The following is an 18832-nucleotide window of genomic DNA, read 5'->3' as shown; positions in this document are numbered from 1 at the left end:
CGGAGCGCGTACGACAGGGGGCCGAGCGGGGTCAGGTCACCCGGTCGGCGAGAGGCGCGGCGCTCCGCTCAGGAGCGCGGCGGGGGCAGGACGCCCAGGAATGGCCGCATGGCGACGACCGTACCCCAGCGTGGTGGTCCGGAACGGCAGCGGCCGGGCGGGCGCGGTCAGGCCGGGCGGGCGCCGACGGCGTCGCGGATCTCGGCGCCCACCGCGCCCTCGACGGCGCGGGCGCAGTGTGCGCAGCAGAAGAAGCGGCCGTTGACCTCGACACCGTGCCCGACGATTTTGACCTGGCAGTGCTCGCAGATCGGTGCCATGCGGTGGATCGCGCACTCGAACGAGTCGAAGGTGTGCACGTCGCCGCTGACGGTGTGCACCTCGAACGCCATCCAGTAGTCGTTGCCGCAGACCTCGCAGGTTGCCACCGAAAACCTCCGTTAAGTGGACAAGTGCCTACAGAATCCCTCAGGTGATCCCGGCGTGGGGGCGGAACGTCGATGCCTGGCCATGACGGCGGCGTGTCGGCGTCGGCGTGTTGCCCGTTATGCCGGGTGAACCGCCGCAACCCCCGGAGGATCACAGTGATCAAGCGCAACAAGCTCTTCGGCAACCAGACCCGGGTCACCTTCTGTCTGCCACGCGATGTCCCGCCCGGCCCGGTGAGCGTCGTCGGCTCGTTCAACGGATGGCTGCCGGGTCGGCACGAATTGGTGGCCCGCCGCGACGGCACCAGGACGGTGACGGTGAAGCTGCCGCCGGGGGAGTACCGGTTCCGTTATCTCGGCACCGGCGGCGTCTGGTTGGACGACGAGTCGGCCGATCAGGTCGACGACGGGGGCAGCCTGCTCCGGCTCTGAGAAGAAAACTGCCGCCATCGATGGATTTATCGATGAGAGTCTTTACTGTTAACAATGTTTAAATTACCTTGAGGGCACCTCACCGCACCTGGAGAAGGAGCTGCCCGATGCGTCGAAGAATCACCGTCCCGCTGGTGGCGGCGGGCGCCGTCGCCGCCACCCTCACCGTCGCCGCCCCCGCGCAGGCGCACGGCTACGTCTCCGCCCCACCGAGCCGGCAGGCGCTCTGCGCGCAGGGCCGGGTGCCCGACTGCGGGCAGATCAAGTACGAGCCGCAGAGCGTCGAAGGGCCCAAGGGCCTGCGCAGCTGCAATGCCGGGATCGCCCAGTTCGCCGTCCTCAACGACGACAGTCGGGGCTGGCCGGCCACCTCGGTGGGCAGCTCGCTGACCTTCACCTGGGTGAACACCGCCCGGCACGCCACCAGCAACTGGGAGTACTGGATCGGCAACACCCGGGTCGGCGTGGTCAGCGGCAACAACCAGCAGCCGGGCGCCACTGTGTCGCACAACGTCAATCTCGGCGGCTTCTCCGGCCGGCAGAAGATCCTCGCGGTGTGGAACATCTCCGACACGGCGAACGCCTTCTACTCCTGCATCGACGTGCAGATCGGCGGCGGAGGGTCGAACCCGACGCCCACCCCCACCACCTCACCCACCCCACGGCCCACCCCGACCGCCACGCCCACCACTTCGCCCGCGCCGGGCGGCAGTTGGACGACCGGCCGGGCGTACCAGGTCGGCGACCAGGTCACCTACGGCGGAGCAACGTACCGCTGCCGGCAGGCGCACACAGCGATCCCGGGCTGGGAGCCGCCGAACGTCCCGGCGCTCTGGCTCCAGGTCTGACCGCACGGGTGCGGCCCCTGGTCGCACCCGTGTCGCCGCTCTCGCGTGAACGGAGCACCGGCATGCCCCGCCGTACCCCGCTGGCGACCCTCGTCGCGGCTCTGCTGCTCACCGGAGCCTGCGCCGGACCGCCCACGTCGAGCCCGCCGACCCTGCCGCAGCCGGCCCCCGCGTCCCCGGCCGGCTCGGCGGCGGCCGGGTCCGCGGGCGTCGGGTCCGCGATCGAGGCGGACGCGATGAGCGGGATCGACGTGGTGTTCCTGAGCACCATGGTCGGGCACAGCGAACGCACCCTGCAGATCGTCCGGCTGGCCCGGGACCGGGTGCGCGACGACGCGCTGCGCACCCTGGCCGCCGCCGTCGAGGCGACCGAGGCCGACGAACTGGCCGCGATGCGCGGCTGGTTGCCCACGACCGGGCCGGGTGCCAGCGCGGTCGCGCACCACCACGACGGGCACGGCGACGACGCCGCGCTCGACCGGCTGCGAACCGCGCCGGACGCGGACGTCGACCGCGTGCTGCGCGAGGTGCTCACCGAGCATCAGCGATCGGCCGCCGACCTGGCCCGATCCCACGTCGGCGTCGGCCGCAACGAGCGGGTCCGCGACCTGGCCCGCCGGATCGAGCAGTCCCGGACCGCCGAGGTCGAGCTGCTCACTGGTACGCCCTGAGCACGGTCATGCCCCGAGCGCTGTCACGCAGTGGATGCCCGGGTCAGCGGGGTTCCAGCTTGATGGAGACCGAGTTGACACAGTGCCGGGTGTCCTTCGGGGTGAAGCCCTCGCCGTGGAAGACGTGCCCGAGGTGACTGTCGCAGCGGGCGCAGCGGATCTCCGTACGCACCGCGCCGAGGCTGCGGTCCTCGATTTCCTTCACCCGGCCCGGGATGGCGTCGTCGAAGCTCGGCCACCCGCAGTGCGAGTCGAACTTCGTGTCGCTGGAGAAGAGTTCCAGCCCGCAGGCACGACAGTTGTAGACCCCCTGGGTCTTCGTGTCCACGTACTCGCCCGTCCACGGGCGTTCGGTGCCGGCCTCCCGCAGGACGTGGAACTCCTCGGGGGTCAGTCGGACCCGCCACTCTTCGTCGGTACGGGGCAGCTCATTGTCGTCAAGACTCACCCCACAACGGTACGTCGAACGTCGGGGGCTTGGCATAAGGTCGCGGGATGGGTGGCACCAAGGCTGCGGCCGCCGAGGTCGAGGTGGCCGGGCACACCGTCCGGCTGAGCAGTCCGGATCGGGTGATCTTCCCGCAGCGGGGGTTCACCAAGGCGGACGTCTTCCACTACTACCTCGCGGTCGGCGACGGGATCATGCGTGCCCTGCGGGACCGGCCGACCACCCTGCAACGCTTCCCCGAGGGCGTCGAGGGCGAGGCGTTCTTCCAGAAGCGGGTGCCGACGCGGGGGGTGCCGCCCTGGGTGACGACCGCGCAGATCACCTTCCCCAGCGGTCGGAGCGCGGCGGAGCTCTGCCCGGCCGACCTGGCGCACGTGGCCTGGGCGGCCCAGATGGGCACCATCGTGTTCCACCCGTGGCCCGTGCGGGCCGCCGACGTCGACCGCCCCGACGAGCTGCGCATCGACCTGGACCCGCAGCCCGGCACCGACTTCGCCGACGCGGCACGGGCCGCCGGTGAGGTTCGCGCGCTCCTCGACGAGCTGGGCGTGACCGGCTGGCCGAAGACCTCCGGTGGCCGGGGCGTGCACGTCTACCTGCGCATCCAGCCCCGCTGGACGTTCACCGAGGTGCGCCGGGCCACCATCGCGCTGGCCCGGGAGGTGGAACGCCGCAACCCCGACCTGGTCACCACCGCCTGGTGGAAGGAGGAGCGCGGCACCCGGGTCTTCGTCGACTTCAACCAGATGGCGCGCGACCGCACGATCGCCTGCGCGTACTCGCTGCGGGCCAACGCGCGGGCCACCGTCTCGACCCCGGTCAGCTGGGACGAGCTACCCGACGTCGACCCGGACGACTTCGACCTGCGCACCGTGCCGGCCCGGCTCGCCGAGCGAGGTGATCCGCACGCCGGCATCGACGACGCACCGTGGGACATCACCCCGCTGCTGGAGTGGGCCGACCGGGACGCCACCGCCGGCCAGGGCGACCTGCCGTACCCGCCGGACCACCCGAAGATGCCCGGCGAGCCCAAACGGGTGCAGCCCAGCCGCGCCAAGCGCCCTCCCGAGGAGGAGAGCGCCTGATCGCCGAGCTATTTGTGCTCGCCGAGCATCACAGGCAGGACCCCGGGTCCACCGCCGTGCCGATGATCGCGAACAGCATCCGGCGGAACGTGTCGACCTCGGCCTGGCTGAAGCCGGCCATCGCGTTCCGCTCCGCCTCCTCGCTGTCGTGGGCGACCTGCGCCCGTACCTCCTCGCCAACCGTCGTGATCGCCGGAATGCGCAGCCGGCGGTCGCGGGGATCGGAGTGGCGTACGACGAGATTCTTCTGTTCGAGTCGATCGAGTTGGGTCATCAGCGTGGTCTTGTCGAGCCCGAGCGTCCTGGCCAGCTCGACCTGGGTCAGCCCGGGTGTCTTGTCGAGCGCGCTCAACACGATGTAGTCCCTCAGGTGCAGGCCGTGTCTCTCGGCCTGTTCGCCGGTCACCACGTGCATCCGTTGGGCGGCGCGATGCAACAGCCAGGTGATCTCGGAGTCGAGCGACGGCGCTGGTCCCGCGGTCATCGCGGCGCATCCGACAGCAGCGGGATTCCCTCGTAGGCGCGCCGGTCGTGAGCCGGGACGACCTGCATCAGCTCGGTCAACGCGGCCGATCGCAGGATGCCCTGCCGTACCTGTTCGGAGTCGCTGTCGGCGAGGGCCCGGAGCAGCCAGGGGCGTTCCACCAGCCGGTGGACTCCGTCCAGTTGCCAGGTCAGGTCGCCGATGAACGCGTAGCGCTGCCCGGACGGAAGGGTCACGAACGCGACCACGGACCCCGTCGTGTGGCCGCCGGCCAACGCCAGCACGAGGGATCCGTCGCCGTGGACGTCGAAGCTCGCGGAAAAGCCGAGGTACGCGGGGCCGTCGAAGGAGTATTCGCGGATCTCGTGGCCGGGCGAAACGGCGCGGTAGACCTTTCCGTCGCCGTCGCTCGCGGCGTACTCAAGCTCACCGCTGTTCATCCAGATGGGGAGGTCGAGCGAGTCCAGGCCGCTCGCGTGGTCCCAGTGCGAGTGGGTCAGGAACACCCCGCGAAGCCTGGTGCTGTCGTAACCACTGTCGTCGAGCTGCTCGCGCACCGTCCGGGTGCTCTGGAAGGGGGCGCGGGCGAACCGCGGCTGCATGGCGACGTGCGCGGCGACGTTGGCCCCGAAGCCGGCGTCGATGAGGAAGTCGCCCTTCGGGTGGCGCACGAGGACGGCGGTGGCGGCGAACTGCCGCTTGTCACGAAACGAGCCACCGCGGAGGGCAAATGCCGCCCGCGTCTCGTAGGTGCCGGTGGGGAGTTGACAGATCGCCATGTCGGGTGGCGGTGTCGCCTCGGGAAGGGCGGCCGTCCACGGTTCGGGGGTAGGAAGGGTCTTCACCGCCCGATCGTACGACGTCAGATCGTCTGATGCCAGATGAAATTACCCCTCCCAGAGGCTGTCGTACACCTGTTCTAAAGACCGTCACCTCCGGCGCTGGGCCGACGGCGACCCGACCACCGACCCAGGAGCACTGCCGGTTCGCCATCGACAGCTCCGTTGGCGAGCGTCGCGGCGTCGGTGAGGACACCGCGCATGACCGGCAGCGGCAGGTGTGGGTTGGCGGCGGCTGCTCCGGCCGTTTCCGGATCGTCGAACAAGTCGAGCACGCGACTCGGCGACAGTCGGGGGTCACCGGCCGTCGAGTTCCGCACCTCCGGGCGCGGGTCGTGGCTGAGCCGCTCGATGAGCTGCGGTGCTGCCTCGGGATCGCGGACCACCAGGGCTCGGGCCCATGGGTCGGGCGACTCTGCCAGCTGGGCCAGTCCGACCCATTGGAAGCTGGGGTGGTCGAGAAGGCGGCCTCGGGTTGCCGTCGTAGCGTCCAGGTAGGTGTTGAGCACCGTCTCGTGGCTGACGCCCGAGTGGCGTTCGCAGAGCAGGAGCCGGACGGCGAAGTCGTCGTCGTTCTCCAGCGCGGCGATGTGGTCGACGGTGAGGTGGGGATTGCACGCGACACTGCGACGGAGTCCGATGTGCGCCGAGCGCACGCAGCGGCTCTGGATCTCCGGGTCGCGGGTCCTGGTCGCCCAGACGGCCGGTTGGATCCGGTCGTCACGTCCGACGTGGTAGTCGATTGCCGCGCGTTGCTCCTCACTGAACTCGGGGCGCATCGACACGGCGAGCCGGACCCCGGGTGAGGGGTCCACCGCCAGCCGGGCGACGAGGTCCGCGCGCAGGTCGGGTTCGGCGGCGGCGGTGCTTCGCACCCAGTCGTTGTCGTCACTGGCCTGCGCTTCGAGCTCCCGGCGGTCCGTAGGTGGCTCGTCGGCCGGCGCCGTTCGTGATTCGCCCGGCCACAGTCGGGCGCGCAGTTCCTGCGGCACCCACGGCGAGTCGACCATGACCAGCTCCAGCCTCGGGTGCCGTTCGAGCAGCCGCTCGTACGCCCAGACGGGGAGCGCCGCCGTCACCGTCCACCTCGACGCGAGCAGCGAGGTCGGCCCCTCGGCGAGCGCCCACAGCACGGAACGTTCCGGGTCCTCAACCAGCCTGGCCCGCTGTTCGGGTGTGACATGCACGGCTTGCGCCAGGAGCCTGCGCACCTTGTGGTCGGGGTGGTTCACCAGTGCCTCGAACTGTTCGTCGCTCCATTCCAGACGGAGCATCAGGGCGGCTTCCGCCTCCCGCAGGTGCTCCTCGACGAGCTGCCGCAACAGGTCGGCGGGAATGGCGGGGTTGCGGACCAGGCCGCGTAGCCGAGCCCGTGCCGGGTTGTTGTGGTAAGCGAGGAACGCGTCGTTGACGTACAGCGGGACCTCCAGGGTTTGTGGAGCCGCAGTGTCGGCGCCAGCGGTTAGCCTGCCGTCATGGCGAGCACAGAGCTGGATGAGTTGATCGTCGCGGACGCCGACGCCCTGCGCGCGTGGTTGTCGGCCAACCACGCCACGTCGCCGGGCGTGTGGCTCGCCCTGACCAAGAAGGGTGGCACGGTCACGACGCTGACCTGGCAGCAGGCGGTCGACGAGGGTCTGTGCGTCGGCTGGATCGACGGGCAGGCCCGCAAGCGGGATGAGGGGTCATCCTGGATTCGGTTCACCCCGCGTCGGCCCCGCAGTTCCTGGTCCCAGCGCAACGTCGGGCACGTGGCCCGGCTGGAGGAGCAGGGGCGGATGTTGCCGGCAGGCCGTGCCGCTGTGGACGCCGCGAAGGCGGACGGGCGATGGGCGGCCGCCTACGCCCCACCGTCGGAGGCGGAGGTGCCGGCTGACCTGCTCGCCGCCATCGCCGCCGATCCTGCCGCCCAGGCCATGCTCGACGTGCTCACCAAGGCCAACCGGTTCGCTCTCATCCATCGCCTCAATGCGGTCAAGCGGGCGGAGACCCGCGAGCGCAAGATCGGCGAGTTCGTCGCCATGCTGGCCCGTCACGAGACGTTCTATCCCCAGAAGGCGAGGCCGGCGCCTGGGCCGACGTCGTCGTGAGCCAGAAGTCGATGTCCTCGCAACCGATTGACTTTCGATAGGTAACGAGCGAAACTCGATGCATGGTTACGGAGCATCGAGCGGTTGCCGCTCTCCGAGTTTTCCTCGTGGTGCTGTTCGGGGTCCTGGTCCTGTTTCAGACCTTCTCCCTGCCCGGACAGTTCGCCCACATGGCTGCGGAATCGCCGCAGGACGCCTACCTCCGGTGGCCGGCCACGGTCGTGGCGGTGTTCTGGGTGCTGTGCGTCCAGGTCGTCATCGCGGCGACCTGGAAGTTGCTCAGCCTGGTCAAGAGCGACCGCATCTTCACCGAAGCGTCCCTGAAGTGGGTGGACGCGATCGTGTGGGCCATCGCCGCCGCGTGGGTGGTGCTCGTGGGTGTCTTCCTCTACGTGGGGTTCAACGCGGACGACCCGGGGCTGCCCCTGCTGCTGTTCCTGCTGACGGTGGGCGTCAGCGTGCTGGGGCTCCTCATGGTGGTGATGCGGGCGCTGTTGCGGCAGGCCACCACCCTGCGGACCGACATGGAAGCGGTGATCTGATGCCCATCGTCGTCCGCATCGACGTGGAGTTGGCCAAGCGCAAGATGAGCGTCGGTGAGTTCGCCGAGCGCGTCGGGCTCACCCCCGCCAACGTGGCGGTGCTCAAGAACGGCCGCGCCAAGGCGGTCCGCTTCAGCACCCTCGAAGCGATGTGCCGAGTGCTCGACTGCCAACCCGGAGACCTGCTCGAGTGGGTCGAGGAGGAAACCCCATGAGGTACCTCCTGACCGTCGCCGCCGTTCTCGTGGTTGCCCTCGGCGTCGCCGGCATCGTGCACGGGGAGGCCGACGACTCGCCGGGCCTTCAACTTCTGGGCGTCGTGCTCGTGCTCGGCGCTGTGGTGTTCGGCATCCGCAACCTTCGCGGCGGCAGTTAGCCGCCAGGCGCGCTGGTCGGCCTGAGCCGACCCTCCCCGTAATAACGATCATGTAACGGGCGCGAACCTTTCCCGGTAGGTGGCCTGTCTTGATGGTCGTCGGCCCGCCAGGGCCAGGGGAGGCGTCGTCGGATGAAGCTGGTGTGGAGGCGGGCCCGCGAGGCGCGAGGGTTGCTGGTCGCGGCGGTGATCGCTGCCCTCGTCGCCGTCGCGTTGGTCACCGGGCTGTCCGACTACAACCGTCGGGCGGTGGACGCCGGGCAGCGAGCTCTGGTCGCCGCCTCGCCCGCCGAGGAGCGCGGCCTTCTGGTCAGTGGCTCGGGTGGACGGGACGCGGCCGAGTTCGCCACCAGGGACAAGGCGGTCCGAGCCGAGTTCGCCACCGGGCTCGGCGGCGTCCCGGTCAGTGTCACCACCGCCCGTTACGGCACCGGCCGGGAGCTGACCGGCGACCTCGGGCAGATCCCGCGTACGGCCGACGAACCGGTCTTCGCGAACCTGGCCACGCTCGCCGACCTCGCCAGCCACGCGGAACTGACCGGCGGAGCCTGGCCCAGCCCCGGAGCGAACCCCGTCCAGGTGAGCCTGCCCGAGCGGGTCGCCGGCGCCCTCGGCCTGACCGTCGGCGAACGCGTCCCGGTGCGCGACCGGGCCACCGAACGACGCGGGGAACTGGTGCTCGCCGGCACCTGGCGGCCCCGCGACCCGGCGGACGCGTACTGGCTGCTGGCGCCCGGCGTGGGGTCGGGCAGCGCTGGTTCCGGCACCTCGTACGGGCCGTTCACGCTCGACCCGGCCGACTTCGCGGCCACCTTCCCGGGCTCGGTGTCGGCGTCCTGGCTGGCCCAACCGGACCTCGGCACCGTCGACACCGCCGACCTGCCCGCCGTTCGGAAAGCCCTCACCGAGGCGGTCTCGGCCGTTCCCGAGGCCGCCCAACTGGGCAGCTCCGGGCAGACGGTGACCAAGATGCCGCAGTTGCTGGACCGGATCGCCCGCGCCGACCTGGTGGGTCGCTCGTCGCTGGCCACCCCGCTGCTGCTCATCCTGGTGCTCGCCGGGTACGCGCTGGTGCTGGTCGCCGCGCTGCTGCACGAGGACCGCCGCCCACAGACCGCGCTGCTGCGCGCCCGAGGCGCCGCCCGTCGGCAGTTGGCCGGCCTGGCCGCCCGTGAGGCGACCCTGGTGGTCGCCCCGGCCGCCGTGCTCGGTCCGCTGATCGCCGGTGAGGCGCTGCGCTACATCCGACCCGGCGGGTCGGGTGACCTCTCCACCGCAGGCGGCAACACCACACTGGTCTGGGCGGCGGCAGCGGCCACCGCGGCCGGCTGCCTCGTCGCCATGGTCCTACCGACGCTGCGCGGCGCCGGGACGTACGTCGCCGACATGGCGGCCCGATCCCGGCCGAACCGGGCCGCGAGCGTCCAACGCGCCAGCGTCGACCTGGTGCTCGTGGCGCTCGCCGTGCTCGCCTGGGTGCAGCTGCGCCGGTACGCCTCCCCGCTGGCCGGCTCGGGTGGCCAGCTCGGGCTCGACCCGCTGCTGGTCGCCGCCCCGACGCTCGGCGTGCTGGCCGGTGCCGTGCTGGCGTTGCGGGTGCTCCCGCCGCTCACCCGGTTCGCGGAGCGGTTCGTCGACCGACGTCCCTGGACCGCCACCATGTTCGGCATGTGGCAGGCCGGCCGACGTCCCCACGCCGGCCCCGTGTTGCTGCTCGCCCTCGCCGTTGGCGGCAGCACCCTGGCCTGGTCGCTGATCAGCACCGGCGAGCGGTCCCAGGTCGAGCAGGCCGGCCACACGGTCGGCGCCGACCTGCGGGTGACCGAACGGGCCGGAGGCGCCCCACCGACCCGGGCCGGCGAACTCGCCGCGCTGCCGAGCGTAACCCGGGTGCTGCCGGCGTGGCGGGACGAGATCCGGGTCGGGCGGGAGAACCTGCCGGCCACAGTGATCGGTGTCGACCCGGCCAGCGCCCTGGGCGTCGTCCGGCTCGCCGACCGCCTCGGCGACGGCTCGGCGTCGGAGCAGTACCGGAGGATGGTCGCCGCGCGGGGAGAGCCCGCAGGCGTCGAACTGCCCGCCGGGGCGCGTGAGATCACCGGCACGATCCGTACCCCGGTGAGCAACGCCGCCCGGTCACTGAAGGTCGCTGTGACGTTGCTGGTCACCACCCCCGACGGGCTCGCCCTGCGGCTGCCGGCGGCCAACGCCGACAGCGACGGCCGGGCCACCCCGTTCACCACGCGACTGCCCGACCTCAGCGGGGCGCGGCTGCGGCTGGCCGGCTTCGAGGCAGACGGTGGGTTGGCCGCCGGCAACTCCTACGAACTCCAGGTGGACGGGCTGACGGTGGTCACTGCCGACGGCACGAAACAACCGACCGAACTGAGCGGCGACTGGGCCGTGACCGCCCTCGGGCAGGAGCCCACGCCGGTACGGACCACCGGCGCCGGCTTCGCCGCGGCCCGCGCGGTCGAGGTGATCCCCGGTGGGCAGTTCGCGTACCAACCACCCACCCGGTTCGCTGTCGTGCCGGGCGGGGGAGACGACACGTTCGTACCGGTGTTGATGACCCCAGGGGTCCGCGACGCGCTGAGCCTGAACGTCGGCGACACCGTCGACCTGACCCTCTCCGGGGCGACGCTGCCGGTGCGGCTGGTCGGCGAACTGGCCGCCGTGCCGGCCACCACCGGGGAAGGCGTCCTGCTGGACCTGCCGGCCGCTGTCGACGCGATGATCCGGAGCAGCGGCGCGGTGCGACAGGTACCGGAATGGTGGGTCGGTGCCGGCGACGCGAACGCCGCCGCCCAGGCGGCCAGCGCACTCCCGGGCGTCACAGTGCTCAACCGGGAAGCGGCCATCAAGGCGGCCGCCGACGACCCGTACTGGCGCGGCTCGCGTACCGGAATGCTCGCCGCAGCGTTCGGTGCGGTGCTGCTCGCCCTCGTCGGCCTGATGGTGGACGTGTGGGCCACCGCCCGGCGTCGGCTCGGCGAGTTCGCCGTCCTGCACACCCTCGGCGCCACGCCCCGCCTGATGGCTCGGGCGCTGCTGGCCGAACAGACGTTCCTCGCCGGCATCGGCGTGGGCGTCGGGTTGTTGCTCGGCACCGCGGTCGGCGCGACGATGGCCCCACTTGTCATCCTCACCCCGGCCGCCGGCCGGCCGATACCCCCGGCGGCGTTCGTGCTGCCCTGGGTGCCCATCGGCCTGACCGCGGTCGGTCTGCTGCTGGCGGCGCTCGCCTTCAGCGCGTTCATCGCCACCGGCATCCGTCAGCGGGTGGCGGCGGTGCAGCTGCGAATCGGGGGAGAACGATGAACGTCGGGGCGGCCGTCCGGCGGGTCCGGGCGTACGGGGGGCAGTTCCTGCTGCTGGCGGTGCTGACCCTGGTGGTCACGCTGCTGATCAGTGGAGTGCCCCGGCTGGTCAACCAGCTCGCAGAACAGGGGCTGCGGGCGCAACTCAACAGCGAGCCGGCGGCCCGCCGGGACATCTCGTACACCACCAGCCCGGCGGAGCTGACGTCGCAACGGACGGCGATGGGCAGTGCCGCCGAGCGGTTCGACGCCCTGGCCGCGGAGATGCCGCCACAGGTGCGCTCGGCGGTGACCGAGCGGTGGTACAGCGTCGAGACCACCGAGGCCCGGGTGGTCGGGCCGGACCTGGCCGCCCGCAACCTGCTTGTCGACATGGGCCTGCGGGCGATGCCCGGCATCCAGGACGCGAGCACCCTCGTCGACGGGGCGTGGCCGAGCGAGACGTACGTTCCCGACCGGCCGATCGAGGTGGCGCTCGACGTCGACGTGGCCCGCAAGCTCAACCTGCGCGCCGGCAGCCAACTGCGCACCGGCAGGACCGACGACAAGGGCCGACTCATCAACGGTGTCCCGCTGACGGTGACCGGGCTGTACCGGCCCGTCGACCGCGCCAACGGCATCTGGGACGGGCTTCCACAGCTGCTGCGGATCATCGAACCGCAGGGTGATGGTCAGCCGTTCGTCATCGTCGGCGTCGTGGCGCAGTCGCCCCTCAACAAGCGGGCCGCGGAGGGCTGGCCGATCCAGTCCAACTGGCGGTACCGCCTGGGCGTCGACCGGATCGACGCACGCGAGCTGGACCAGCTGATCGACGGCCTTCAGGTGATGCAGCGCAACCAGCCGAAGGACCTCAGCCTGACCCAGGGCGTCGACGTTCCGCTGCGCGCGTTCGCCGCCCAGATCGACGCCGTCCGGACGCTGCTCGCGGTGATCGCGGCCGGCGTACTGGCCACCCTGGCGGGACTCATCGTGCTCGCGGCCAGTCTCGCCACCAGGCGGCGTCGCTCGGAGTTCGCGTTGCTGCGCGCCCGTGGGGGCGGGGCCACCGCCGGCGCCCGGCGCAGCCTCGCCGAGTCGATGCTGGTGGTGCCGATCGCCGCCGTGCTGGGCTGGTGGCTGGGCACCCTGTTCCCCGGTGCACCGGATCCGACCACGCCGTACGTCATCGGGGCGACAGTGCTGGTCACGCTGGCACTGCCGTTGGCGACGCTGGCCGTACCGGTCGGCGGAGCGGCTCGCCGGGACCTGATCCGGGTGCGCCCGTCGGCCCGTCGACTCACCGTCGAGGTCTCCCTGCTGCTCCTGGCCGGGCTCGCCGCGGTGCTGCTGCGTCGGCGTGGTCTGACTCTCGGCGAGGTGGATCCACTGCTCGTGTCGGTGCCGGTTCTCCTCGCGATCGCAGCGGCGGTGCTGGCGCTGCGCGCGTACCCCTGGCCGTTGTTGCTGGTCAGCCGGCTGGCCGCGCGGACCCGGGGCAGCGTGGCCTTCCTCGGCACGGCCCGCGCCGGCCGAGCGGCGGTCGCCGCCCCGCTGGTCGTGGTGGTGCTGGCGATCGGTACTGCGGCGTTCTGCGCGGTAGTGGCCGCCGGCGTCGACGCGAGCCGGGAACGGGCCGCCGCGCAGATCGTGCCCGCCGACGCAGTGATCCGCGGGGAGCGCTTCGCACCCGACACCATCGACGAGCTGGGCCGTCTGCCGGGAGTCCGGGCCGTCACAAGGGTGCTGTACGAGGACGATGAGCGGCTCGCGTCCGACGAGGTCGGCACCGACGCCTTCATCGGGCAGACGGACGTGCTGCTCGTCGACGGCTCGGGGTTGGACACTGTGGCCCGCGAATCGCAGGTGGACCTGTCCATTCCCGCCGCGCTGCGCACCGCGGGGCCCGGCCCGGGTCCGCTGCCGGCGATCGTCTCACCGGCGGTCGCCGCCGACCTGGCCAAGGCCGGGCTGGACGACTCCGCCTTCATCTCGGTGCAGGGCCAGCGGTACGAGTTCCGGGTGGCCGGCACCGAGGCCGGTTTCCCGATGCTGGCGGCGAACGTCAGCCGGTTCGTGATCCTGCCCTGGCAGGCCCTGCCGACGCGTACCACCACACCAGTGCCCACCAGCCTGCTGATCGCCGGGGACTCGCTGGACGCCGAGGCGCTACGCGTCGCCGGCGACCAGGGGCAGGAGCGCTACCAGCGGGACGGCACGGTCACCGGTCGGGAACGGATGATCGGGGTCACCGTCGACACCCGCGCGGAGGTCCGCCGGGATCTCGGCGAGGGCGGGGCGAACGGGGTGCTGGCCTTCGGGTTCGTGGCCGGCGCCGCCGGCGGCACAGTGCTCGGGCTGTTGGCCATCGCGTTCACAGTCCTGGCCGGCGCGCGCGCCCGGGGCCAGGTGCTGTCCCGGCTGCGCACCCTCGGCCTGTCCCGCCGGCAGTGGCGAGGGCTGCTGCTGGTCGAGTTGACCCCGCTGGTCGCGGTGTCGGTGCTGACCGGCGCGCTCGTCGGTGCGGTACTGCCCCTGCTGCTCAACCCGGTGCTCGGCCTGTCCGCGTTCACCAGTGGTGTGCCCGTCCGGGTGGCTTTCGAGCCCGCTCTGGTCGCCGCTGTGTTCGCGCTCGGGGCGGTCGCCCTCGGCTTCGCGGTCGCCGTCGAGGCTTTGAACAACCGCCGTTTGCGCCTCGGAGAGGTGCTTCGGCTCGGAGAGGAGAGCTGAGATGACCGCTACCGCCCAGACTCCACTGGTGCCTGACCTGGCCGCCCTGCAACAGCGGGCAGCGCTTCGCGCCGCCGAGCGGGCCGGCGGGCAGGATCGCCTCCGCGGGCACATCGTCTGCGACGGCCTGGTGCGCATCTTCAAGACCGAGGGGGTGGAGGTGGTCGCCCTGCAGGGGCTCGACCTGGTCATCGACCGGGGTGAGCTGGTGGCGATCGTCGGCGCCTCCGGTTCGGGCAAGTCGACACTGCTCAACATCCTCTCCGGCCTGGACACCCCGACCGCCGGTATCGCCAGGGTGGCCGACTACGACCTGCTCTCGCTCTCCGCGAAGCGGCGGCTGAGCTACCGCCGGCAGCTGGTCGGGTTCGTCTGGCAGCAGACCGGCCGCAACCTGCTGCCGTACCTCAACGCGCTGGAGAACGTCGAGCTGCCGATGCAGTTGGCCGGCAAGCGCAGCCGCAAGGCCCGCCGGGAACGGGCCCGGGAACTGCTCGACCTGGTCGGCGTGGGCTACTGCGCCGATCGGCGCCCCGGGCAGCTCAGCGGTGGAGAACAGCAGCGGGTCGCGGTGGCGGTGGCGGTGGCCAACGACCCGGAGGTGCTCTTCGCCGACGAGCCGACCGGTGAGCTGGACGAGGCGACCGGCGCGGAGGTCTTCGCGGCGCTGCGCACCATCAACGCGGAACTGGGCGTGACCATCGTGGTCGTCACACACGACCACGCCGTGGCCACGCAGGTCCGCCGGACCGTCGCGATCCGCGACGGCCGGACCGCCTCCGAGGTACGCCGGACCGCGCGGATCGACGCGGACGGCAACACCGAGCTGGTCAGCGAGGAGTACGCGGTACTGGACCGCAACGGTCGGATGCAGCTGCCGGCCGCGTTCGTCGACGCGCTCTCGCTGAAGGAGCGGGTCCGGCTCGACCTGGAGCCGGACCATGTGCAGGTACGGCCCGGCAACCGGGCCTCGGAGGAGCGGGGAGCACGGGCATGAGCCGGCAGGACATGGTGGTGACCGGCGCGGCCGGGTTCGGCGGCGGCTCCGCGTCGCACCCCGACGAGGTGGTCCGGGTCAGTGGGGTCAGCCGGACCTTCGGCCGTGGTGAGCACGCCGTGCACGCGGTGCGGGACGTCTCGTTCACCGCCGACCGGGGCGAGTTGGTCGCCATCCGAGGCCGGTCCGGGGCCGGCAAGACCACGCTTCTGAACCTGATCGGCGGGCTGGACCGGCCGGACAGCGGTCAGGTGGTGGTGGCCGGGCACGACGTCACCTCCGCCGGGGAGGCGGAGCTGCTGCGGCTGCGCCGCGGCACCGTCGGGTTCGTGTTCCAGACCTTCGGGCTGGTGCCGATCCTCTCCGCCGCCGAGAACGTGGGCGTGCCGCTGCGGCTGGCGCAGACGCCGGCCGCGGAGCGCGAAGAGCGCGTCGCGGTGCTGCTGGAACTCGTCGGCCTGGGCGGGCACGCCGCGCAGCGACCGTACGAGCTCTCCGGTGGCCAGCAGCAGCGGGTCGCTGTGGCCCGTGCGTTGGCCAACGAGCCGGACCTGCTCATCGCCGACGAGCCCACCGGTCAGCTCGACTCGGAAACCGGCCGATCCATCATGGACCTGCTGCGCGCGGTGGTGCACGCCCGCGGCATGACGGCCCTGGTGGCCACGCACGACCCGGCCCTGATCGACCTCGCCGACCGGGTGCTCGTCCTGCGCGACGGACGCCTGGCCGACGGCTGACCGCCGCCGGGGGGCTGACCGCCGCCGGGGGGCGGGCCGTCGACGGTGCCCGCGATGCCCGGAGCGGATACAGCGGTGACGCCGGGCGCTGGCTCCCTCCGGGGCGCCGCGCGGCGGATGGCGGTCCGTGCTCGCTTTGGAGCTGATGTCGTAAACGAATCGCCGGACGGGTGACTCGTCTACGGCATCAGCTCCAAAGCGTCTGTGTAGCAGTAGCGGAGGCCCCCGCCCGAACCGTCAGCGTGGCTGGTCAGAGCGCGAGCTTCATGCCCTCGTGGCTGGCCACGAAGCCGAGGCTCAGGTAGAAGCGGTGCGCGTCCTCGCGGGTTTTGTCGGTGGTCAGCTGCACCAGCGCGCAGCCGCGCTGCCGGGCCTGGTCGACCGCCCAGATCATCAGGTCCCGGCCCAGCCCCTGGCCACGCCGGTCGGAGCGGACCCGGACCGACTCGATCAGCGACCGCTCACTGCCGTGCCGACCCAGACCCGGGATGTAGGTGATCTGAAGGCAGCCGACCAGTTCGCCATCCCGCTCGGCCACGATCAACTGGTTGCGCGGGTCCGCGTCGATGTCCGCGAACGCCTTCTCGTACGCCTCGTCGACCTCGGTGAAGTCGCGGGCCTTGCCCAGGACGTCGTCGGCGAGCAGGGCGATGACGGCGGGTAGGTCGGCCCGGACCGCCTCCCGGTAGATCACGTCGCTCATGCCGGTGATCCTGACACAGCGAAACCGGCGGATGGGTCTGTGCCGGTTGCGGGCAACGGGCAGCATGGGGCGGCATGGAGCTACTGCTGCTGCCGTTCCGCTGGGTGTACCGGGCGTTGGTGTGGTTCGCCAACTCGCCCCGCACGCTGATCACCTCGTACCTGTTGATGATCGTGGTGGCCGGGGTCATCTACGGGGAGGTCGAGCAGCGCAGCCCGGCCGACGCCGTCTGGTGGGCGGTGGTGACCGCCTCCACCGTCGGATACGGCGACATCTCGCCGACCACCTGGGCGGGCCGCACACTGGCCGCGCTGCTCATCTCGACAATGGTGCTGCTGGTCATTCCGCTGATCACGGCGCACTTCGCGAGCCGGCTCATCGTCGACGACGACGCCTTCGAGCATGAGGAGCAGGAGCAGCTCAAGGCCGACGTGCGCCGGATGCGGGCGCTGCTGGAGGAGTTGGCCGCCCGGCAGGGGATCGAGCTGCCCCCACTGCCGCCGACCCAGCCGGTCAGCGGGCCGGGCAGCGCTGCCCCTCCGGTGGCACGGTCAGGTCGATCAGGTAGGCGTCGACAGCGTTGGTGATGCAGGACGTCTGCGGGTACGCGGTGTGCCCCTCGCCCTCCCAGGTCAGCACCCGACCGACGCCCAGCATCGACGCGAGCCGTGGGGTCTGCTCGTACGGAGTCGCCGGGTCGCCGGTGGTGCCGACCACCACGATCGGCGGTGCGCCGTTCGCCTTCCCGGTCGGGTACGGGTCGCGCCCACCCGGCCACTCGACGCAGCTCAGCATGCCGACCGCCAACGCCGGCCCGAACAGCGGGTATTTCCCGCGCCACTCGGACTGCAACTGCCGGATCTGCGCCCGGCTCGGCTTCTCCGTCTCGTCTGCGCAGTTGATGGCCAGGTTGGCGTCGAACAGGTTCGAGTAGTGCCCGTCGTCCTCCCGGCCGGCGTACGCGTCGGCGAGCCGGAACACGTCCTTCGGGTCGCCCTCGGCCAGCTTGTCGATCGCCTGGGCCAGCTCCTGCCAGCCGGATTCGGTGTAGAGCGAGGAGATGACGGCGTAGAACACCCAGCCGGCGGTGGCCTCCCGCCCGTCCGCGCCGCGTACCGGGGAGACCTTGGCCTTGTCGATGGCCGAGGTGACAGCGGCGCGGGCGTCCGGGGCGATCGGGCAGCGGCCGGCGTTCGCCGCGCACCAGCGCGTGAAGTTGGTGAAGGCCCGTTCGAAGCCGCGGGCCTGGCTCTCCGAGCCCTCGACCAGCCGCTGCTGCGGGTCGACAGCGCCGTCGAGCACCAGCGCCCGCACCCGCTGCGGGTAGAGCTGGGCGTACGTGGCACCGAGCAGGGTGCCGTACGAGTAGCCCAGGTAGGTGAGCTTGTCGTCGCCCACGGCGGCGCGTACCGCGTCCATGTCGCGGGCGGCCTGCTCGGTGCCGTACAGCGGCAACTGGTCGCCGTAGCGGTCACCGCAACCGCGCCCGATCCGCTGGCTCAGGCCGACGAAGCCGTCGAATGCCGACTGGCTCGCCGGGTCCGGGTCGAAGCCGAAGCTGGTGTCCAGGTCGGCGTCGGAGATGCACTTCACCGGGCTGGACCGGGAGACCCCGCGCGGGTCGAAGCCGACGATGTCGAAGCGCTCGGTGATCGAGGCGGGCAGCCCGCCGAACTGGGGGCCGAAGGAGAGGTAGACGGCGGTGTCGACACCGGAGCCGCCCGGGCCGCCCGGGTTGATCACCAGCGAACCGATCCGGTCGCGTTGCTTGGTGGACCGGGCGCGCAGCAGGGCGATCTCGAAGGTCTGCCCGGCGCCCGGGCCGGCGCTCGCCCCGCCGCCGGTGCCCCAGTCGCGGGGCACAGCGATGCGGGTGCACTCGTAGCGCATGTTCGGTGCGCTACGCCCGACCAACTCGTCGGGCACCTCCGGGCAGGGCCGCCAGTTCGGTGCGCTGCCGGTCGGTGCGGCCGCACCCTCCACTTCGGTGCGCGGCGCGAACGCCGGCAGCGTGCAACCGGCGGTGAGCAGCGCGGCGACGCCGAAGGCGGCCAGAGTGCGACGGACCCGGCGGCTGGTCGCCATCCGAGGCTGGTCGGCGGTGCGGGTCACGTGGTCCTCCGGAA

The 18832-nt window shown here is 71.8% G+C and carries 20 protein-coding genes; 13 read left to right on the top strand and 7 right to left on the bottom strand.

The window, feature by feature from the left end; genetic code table 11:
* Positions 1-167: 167 nt before the first annotated feature.
* Positions 168-428: a metallothionein gene (locus NIE79_RS13595; protein ID WP_124815255.1), complete on the bottom strand. Its 261-nt coding sequence runs from the start codon at positions 426-428 to the stop codon at positions 168-170.
* Positions 429-584: 156 nt separating this feature from the next.
* Between NIE79_RS13595 and NIE79_RS13590 the strand changes: the two genes are divergently transcribed.
* From NIE79_RS13590 to NIE79_RS13580, 3 genes are all read left to right on the top strand, one after another.
* A complete protein-coding gene (locus NIE79_RS13590) occupies positions 585-860 on the top strand; it encodes an isoamylase early set domain-containing protein (protein ID WP_238678893.1) in 276 nt (91 codons plus the stop codon).
* 107 nt (positions 861-967) lie between these two features.
* A complete protein-coding gene (locus tag NIE79_RS13585) occupies positions 968-1708 on the top strand; it encodes a lytic polysaccharide monooxygenase (protein WP_238678892.1) in 741 nt (246 codons plus the stop codon).
* Between the two features lie 62 nt (positions 1709-1770).
* The gene (locus NIE79_RS13580) at positions 1771-2379 is read left to right on the top strand and encodes a DUF305 domain-containing protein (RefSeq protein WP_238678891.1); all 609 of its coding nucleotides are present in this window, start codon (positions 1771-1773) and stop codon (positions 2377-2379) included.
* A gap of 43 nt (positions 2380-2422) precedes the next feature.
* Here NIE79_RS13580 and msrB read toward each other — a convergent pair whose 3' ends face one another.
* Entirely contained in the window at positions 2423-2827 is a 405-nt protein-coding gene (gene msrB / locus NIE79_RS13575; protein WP_238678890.1) for a peptide-methionine (R)-S-oxide reductase MsrB, read from the bottom strand.
* A gap of 47 nt (positions 2828-2874) precedes the next feature.
* On the opposite strand from msrB, the gene ligD reads away from it, so the two are divergent.
* Positions 2875-3912 carry a non-homologous end-joining DNA ligase gene (ligD, locus tag NIE79_RS13570; RefSeq protein ID WP_238678889.1) on the top strand — a complete coding sequence of 346 codons (1038 nt, stop codon included), beginning with the start codon at positions 2875-2877 and terminating at the stop codon, positions 3910-3912.
* A 28-nt stretch (positions 3913-3940) separates the two neighbouring features.
* Here ligD and NIE79_RS13565 read toward each other — a convergent pair whose 3' ends face one another.
* The 3 genes from NIE79_RS13565 to NIE79_RS13555 form a co-directional block, all read right to left on the bottom strand.
* Positions 3941-4396: a MarR family winged helix-turn-helix transcriptional regulator gene (locus NIE79_RS13565; RefSeq protein WP_238678888.1), complete on the bottom strand. Its 456-nt coding sequence runs from the start codon at positions 4394-4396 to the stop codon at positions 3941-3943.
* On the bottom strand, positions 4393-5241 hold the full coding sequence (locus tag NIE79_RS13560; RefSeq protein ID WP_238678887.1) for an MBL fold metallo-hydrolase: 849 nt from the start codon (positions 5239-5241) through the stop codon (positions 4393-4395). The genes NIE79_RS13565 and NIE79_RS13560 overlap by 4 nt, the downstream gene beginning before the upstream one ends.
* 74 nt (positions 5242-5315) lie before the next feature.
* Positions 5316-6509 carry a hypothetical protein gene (locus NIE79_RS13555; protein WP_238678886.1) on the bottom strand — a complete coding sequence of 398 codons (1194 nt, stop codon included), beginning with the start codon at positions 6507-6509 and terminating at the stop codon, positions 5316-5318.
* A gap of 201 nt (positions 6510-6710) precedes the next feature.
* Between NIE79_RS13555 and NIE79_RS13550 the strand changes: the two genes are divergently transcribed.
* The 8 genes from NIE79_RS13550 to NIE79_RS13515 all read left to right on the top strand — a co-directional run bounded on the left by NIE79_RS13550 (position 6711) and on the right by NIE79_RS13515 (position 16003).
* Entirely contained in the window at positions 6711-7325 is a 615-nt protein-coding gene (locus NIE79_RS13550) for a YdeI/OmpD-associated family protein (RefSeq protein WP_238678885.1), read from the top strand.
* A gap of 62 nt (positions 7326-7387) precedes the next feature.
* Entirely contained in the window at positions 7388-7867 is a 480-nt protein-coding gene (locus NIE79_RS13545) for a DUF2975 domain-containing protein (protein WP_238678884.1), read from the top strand.
* On the top strand, positions 7867-8082 hold the full coding sequence (locus NIE79_RS13540; protein ID WP_030336216.1) for a helix-turn-helix domain-containing protein: 216 nt from the start codon (positions 7867-7869) through the stop codon (positions 8080-8082). The genes NIE79_RS13545 and NIE79_RS13540 overlap by 1 nt, the downstream gene beginning before the upstream one ends.
* A complete protein-coding gene (locus tag NIE79_RS13535; RefSeq protein ID WP_238678883.1) occupies positions 8079-8243 on the top strand; it encodes a hypothetical protein in 165 nt (54 codons plus the stop codon). Before NIE79_RS13540 ends, NIE79_RS13535 begins: the two co-directional genes overlap by 4 nt.
* Positions 8244-8375: 132 nt before the next feature.
* The gene (locus NIE79_RS13530) at positions 8376-11564 is read left to right on the top strand and encodes an FtsX-like permease family protein (protein WP_238678882.1); all 3189 of its coding nucleotides are present in this window, start codon (positions 8376-8378) and stop codon (positions 11562-11564) included.
* Positions 11561-14269: an FtsX-like permease family protein gene (locus NIE79_RS13525; RefSeq protein ID WP_238678881.1), complete on the top strand. Its 2709-nt coding sequence runs from the start codon at positions 11561-11563 to the stop codon at positions 14267-14269. The genes NIE79_RS13530 and NIE79_RS13525 overlap by 4 nt, the downstream gene beginning before the upstream one ends.
* A gap of 1 nt (position 14270) precedes the next feature.
* Positions 14271-15266 carry an ABC transporter ATP-binding protein gene (locus tag NIE79_RS13520; RefSeq protein WP_238678880.1) on the top strand — a complete coding sequence of 332 codons (996 nt, stop codon included), beginning with the start codon at positions 14271-14273 and terminating at the stop codon, positions 15264-15266.
* Between the two features lie 11 nt (positions 15267-15277).
* Positions 15278-16003: an ABC transporter ATP-binding protein gene (locus NIE79_RS13515; RefSeq protein ID WP_238678932.1), complete on the top strand. Its 726-nt coding sequence runs from the start codon at positions 15278-15280 to the stop codon at positions 16001-16003.
* A 250-nt stretch (positions 16004-16253) separates the two neighbouring features.
* On the opposite strand, the gene NIE79_RS13510 is transcribed toward NIE79_RS13515, so the two are convergent.
* Positions 16254-16706, bottom strand: a complete 453-nt coding sequence (locus tag NIE79_RS13510) for a GNAT family N-acetyltransferase (RefSeq protein ID WP_238678879.1) — start codon at positions 16704-16706, stop codon at positions 16254-16256.
* A 74-nt stretch (positions 16707-16780) separates the two neighbouring features.
* On the opposite strand from NIE79_RS13510, the gene NIE79_RS13505 reads away from it, so the two are divergent.
* On the top strand, positions 16781-17293 hold the full coding sequence (locus NIE79_RS13505) for a potassium channel family protein (RefSeq protein ID WP_238678878.1): 513 nt from the start codon (positions 16781-16783) through the stop codon (positions 17291-17293).
* Here NIE79_RS13505 and NIE79_RS13500 read toward each other — a convergent pair.
* On the bottom strand, positions 17220-18791 hold the full coding sequence (locus NIE79_RS13500) for an alpha/beta hydrolase (RefSeq protein ID WP_238678931.1): 1572 nt from the start codon (positions 18789-18791) through the stop codon (positions 17220-17222). The genes NIE79_RS13505 and NIE79_RS13500 overlap by 74 nt on opposite strands.
* Positions 18792-18832 lie beyond the last annotated feature (41 nt).

It is taken from the genome of Micromonospora trifolii (genome assembly GCF_022229005.1).
GTDB classification, from domain to species: domain Bacteria; phylum Actinomycetota; class Actinomycetes; order Mycobacteriales; family Micromonosporaceae; genus Micromonospora; species Micromonospora trifolii.
This window is presented reverse-complemented; position numbering and strand designations above follow the sequence as displayed.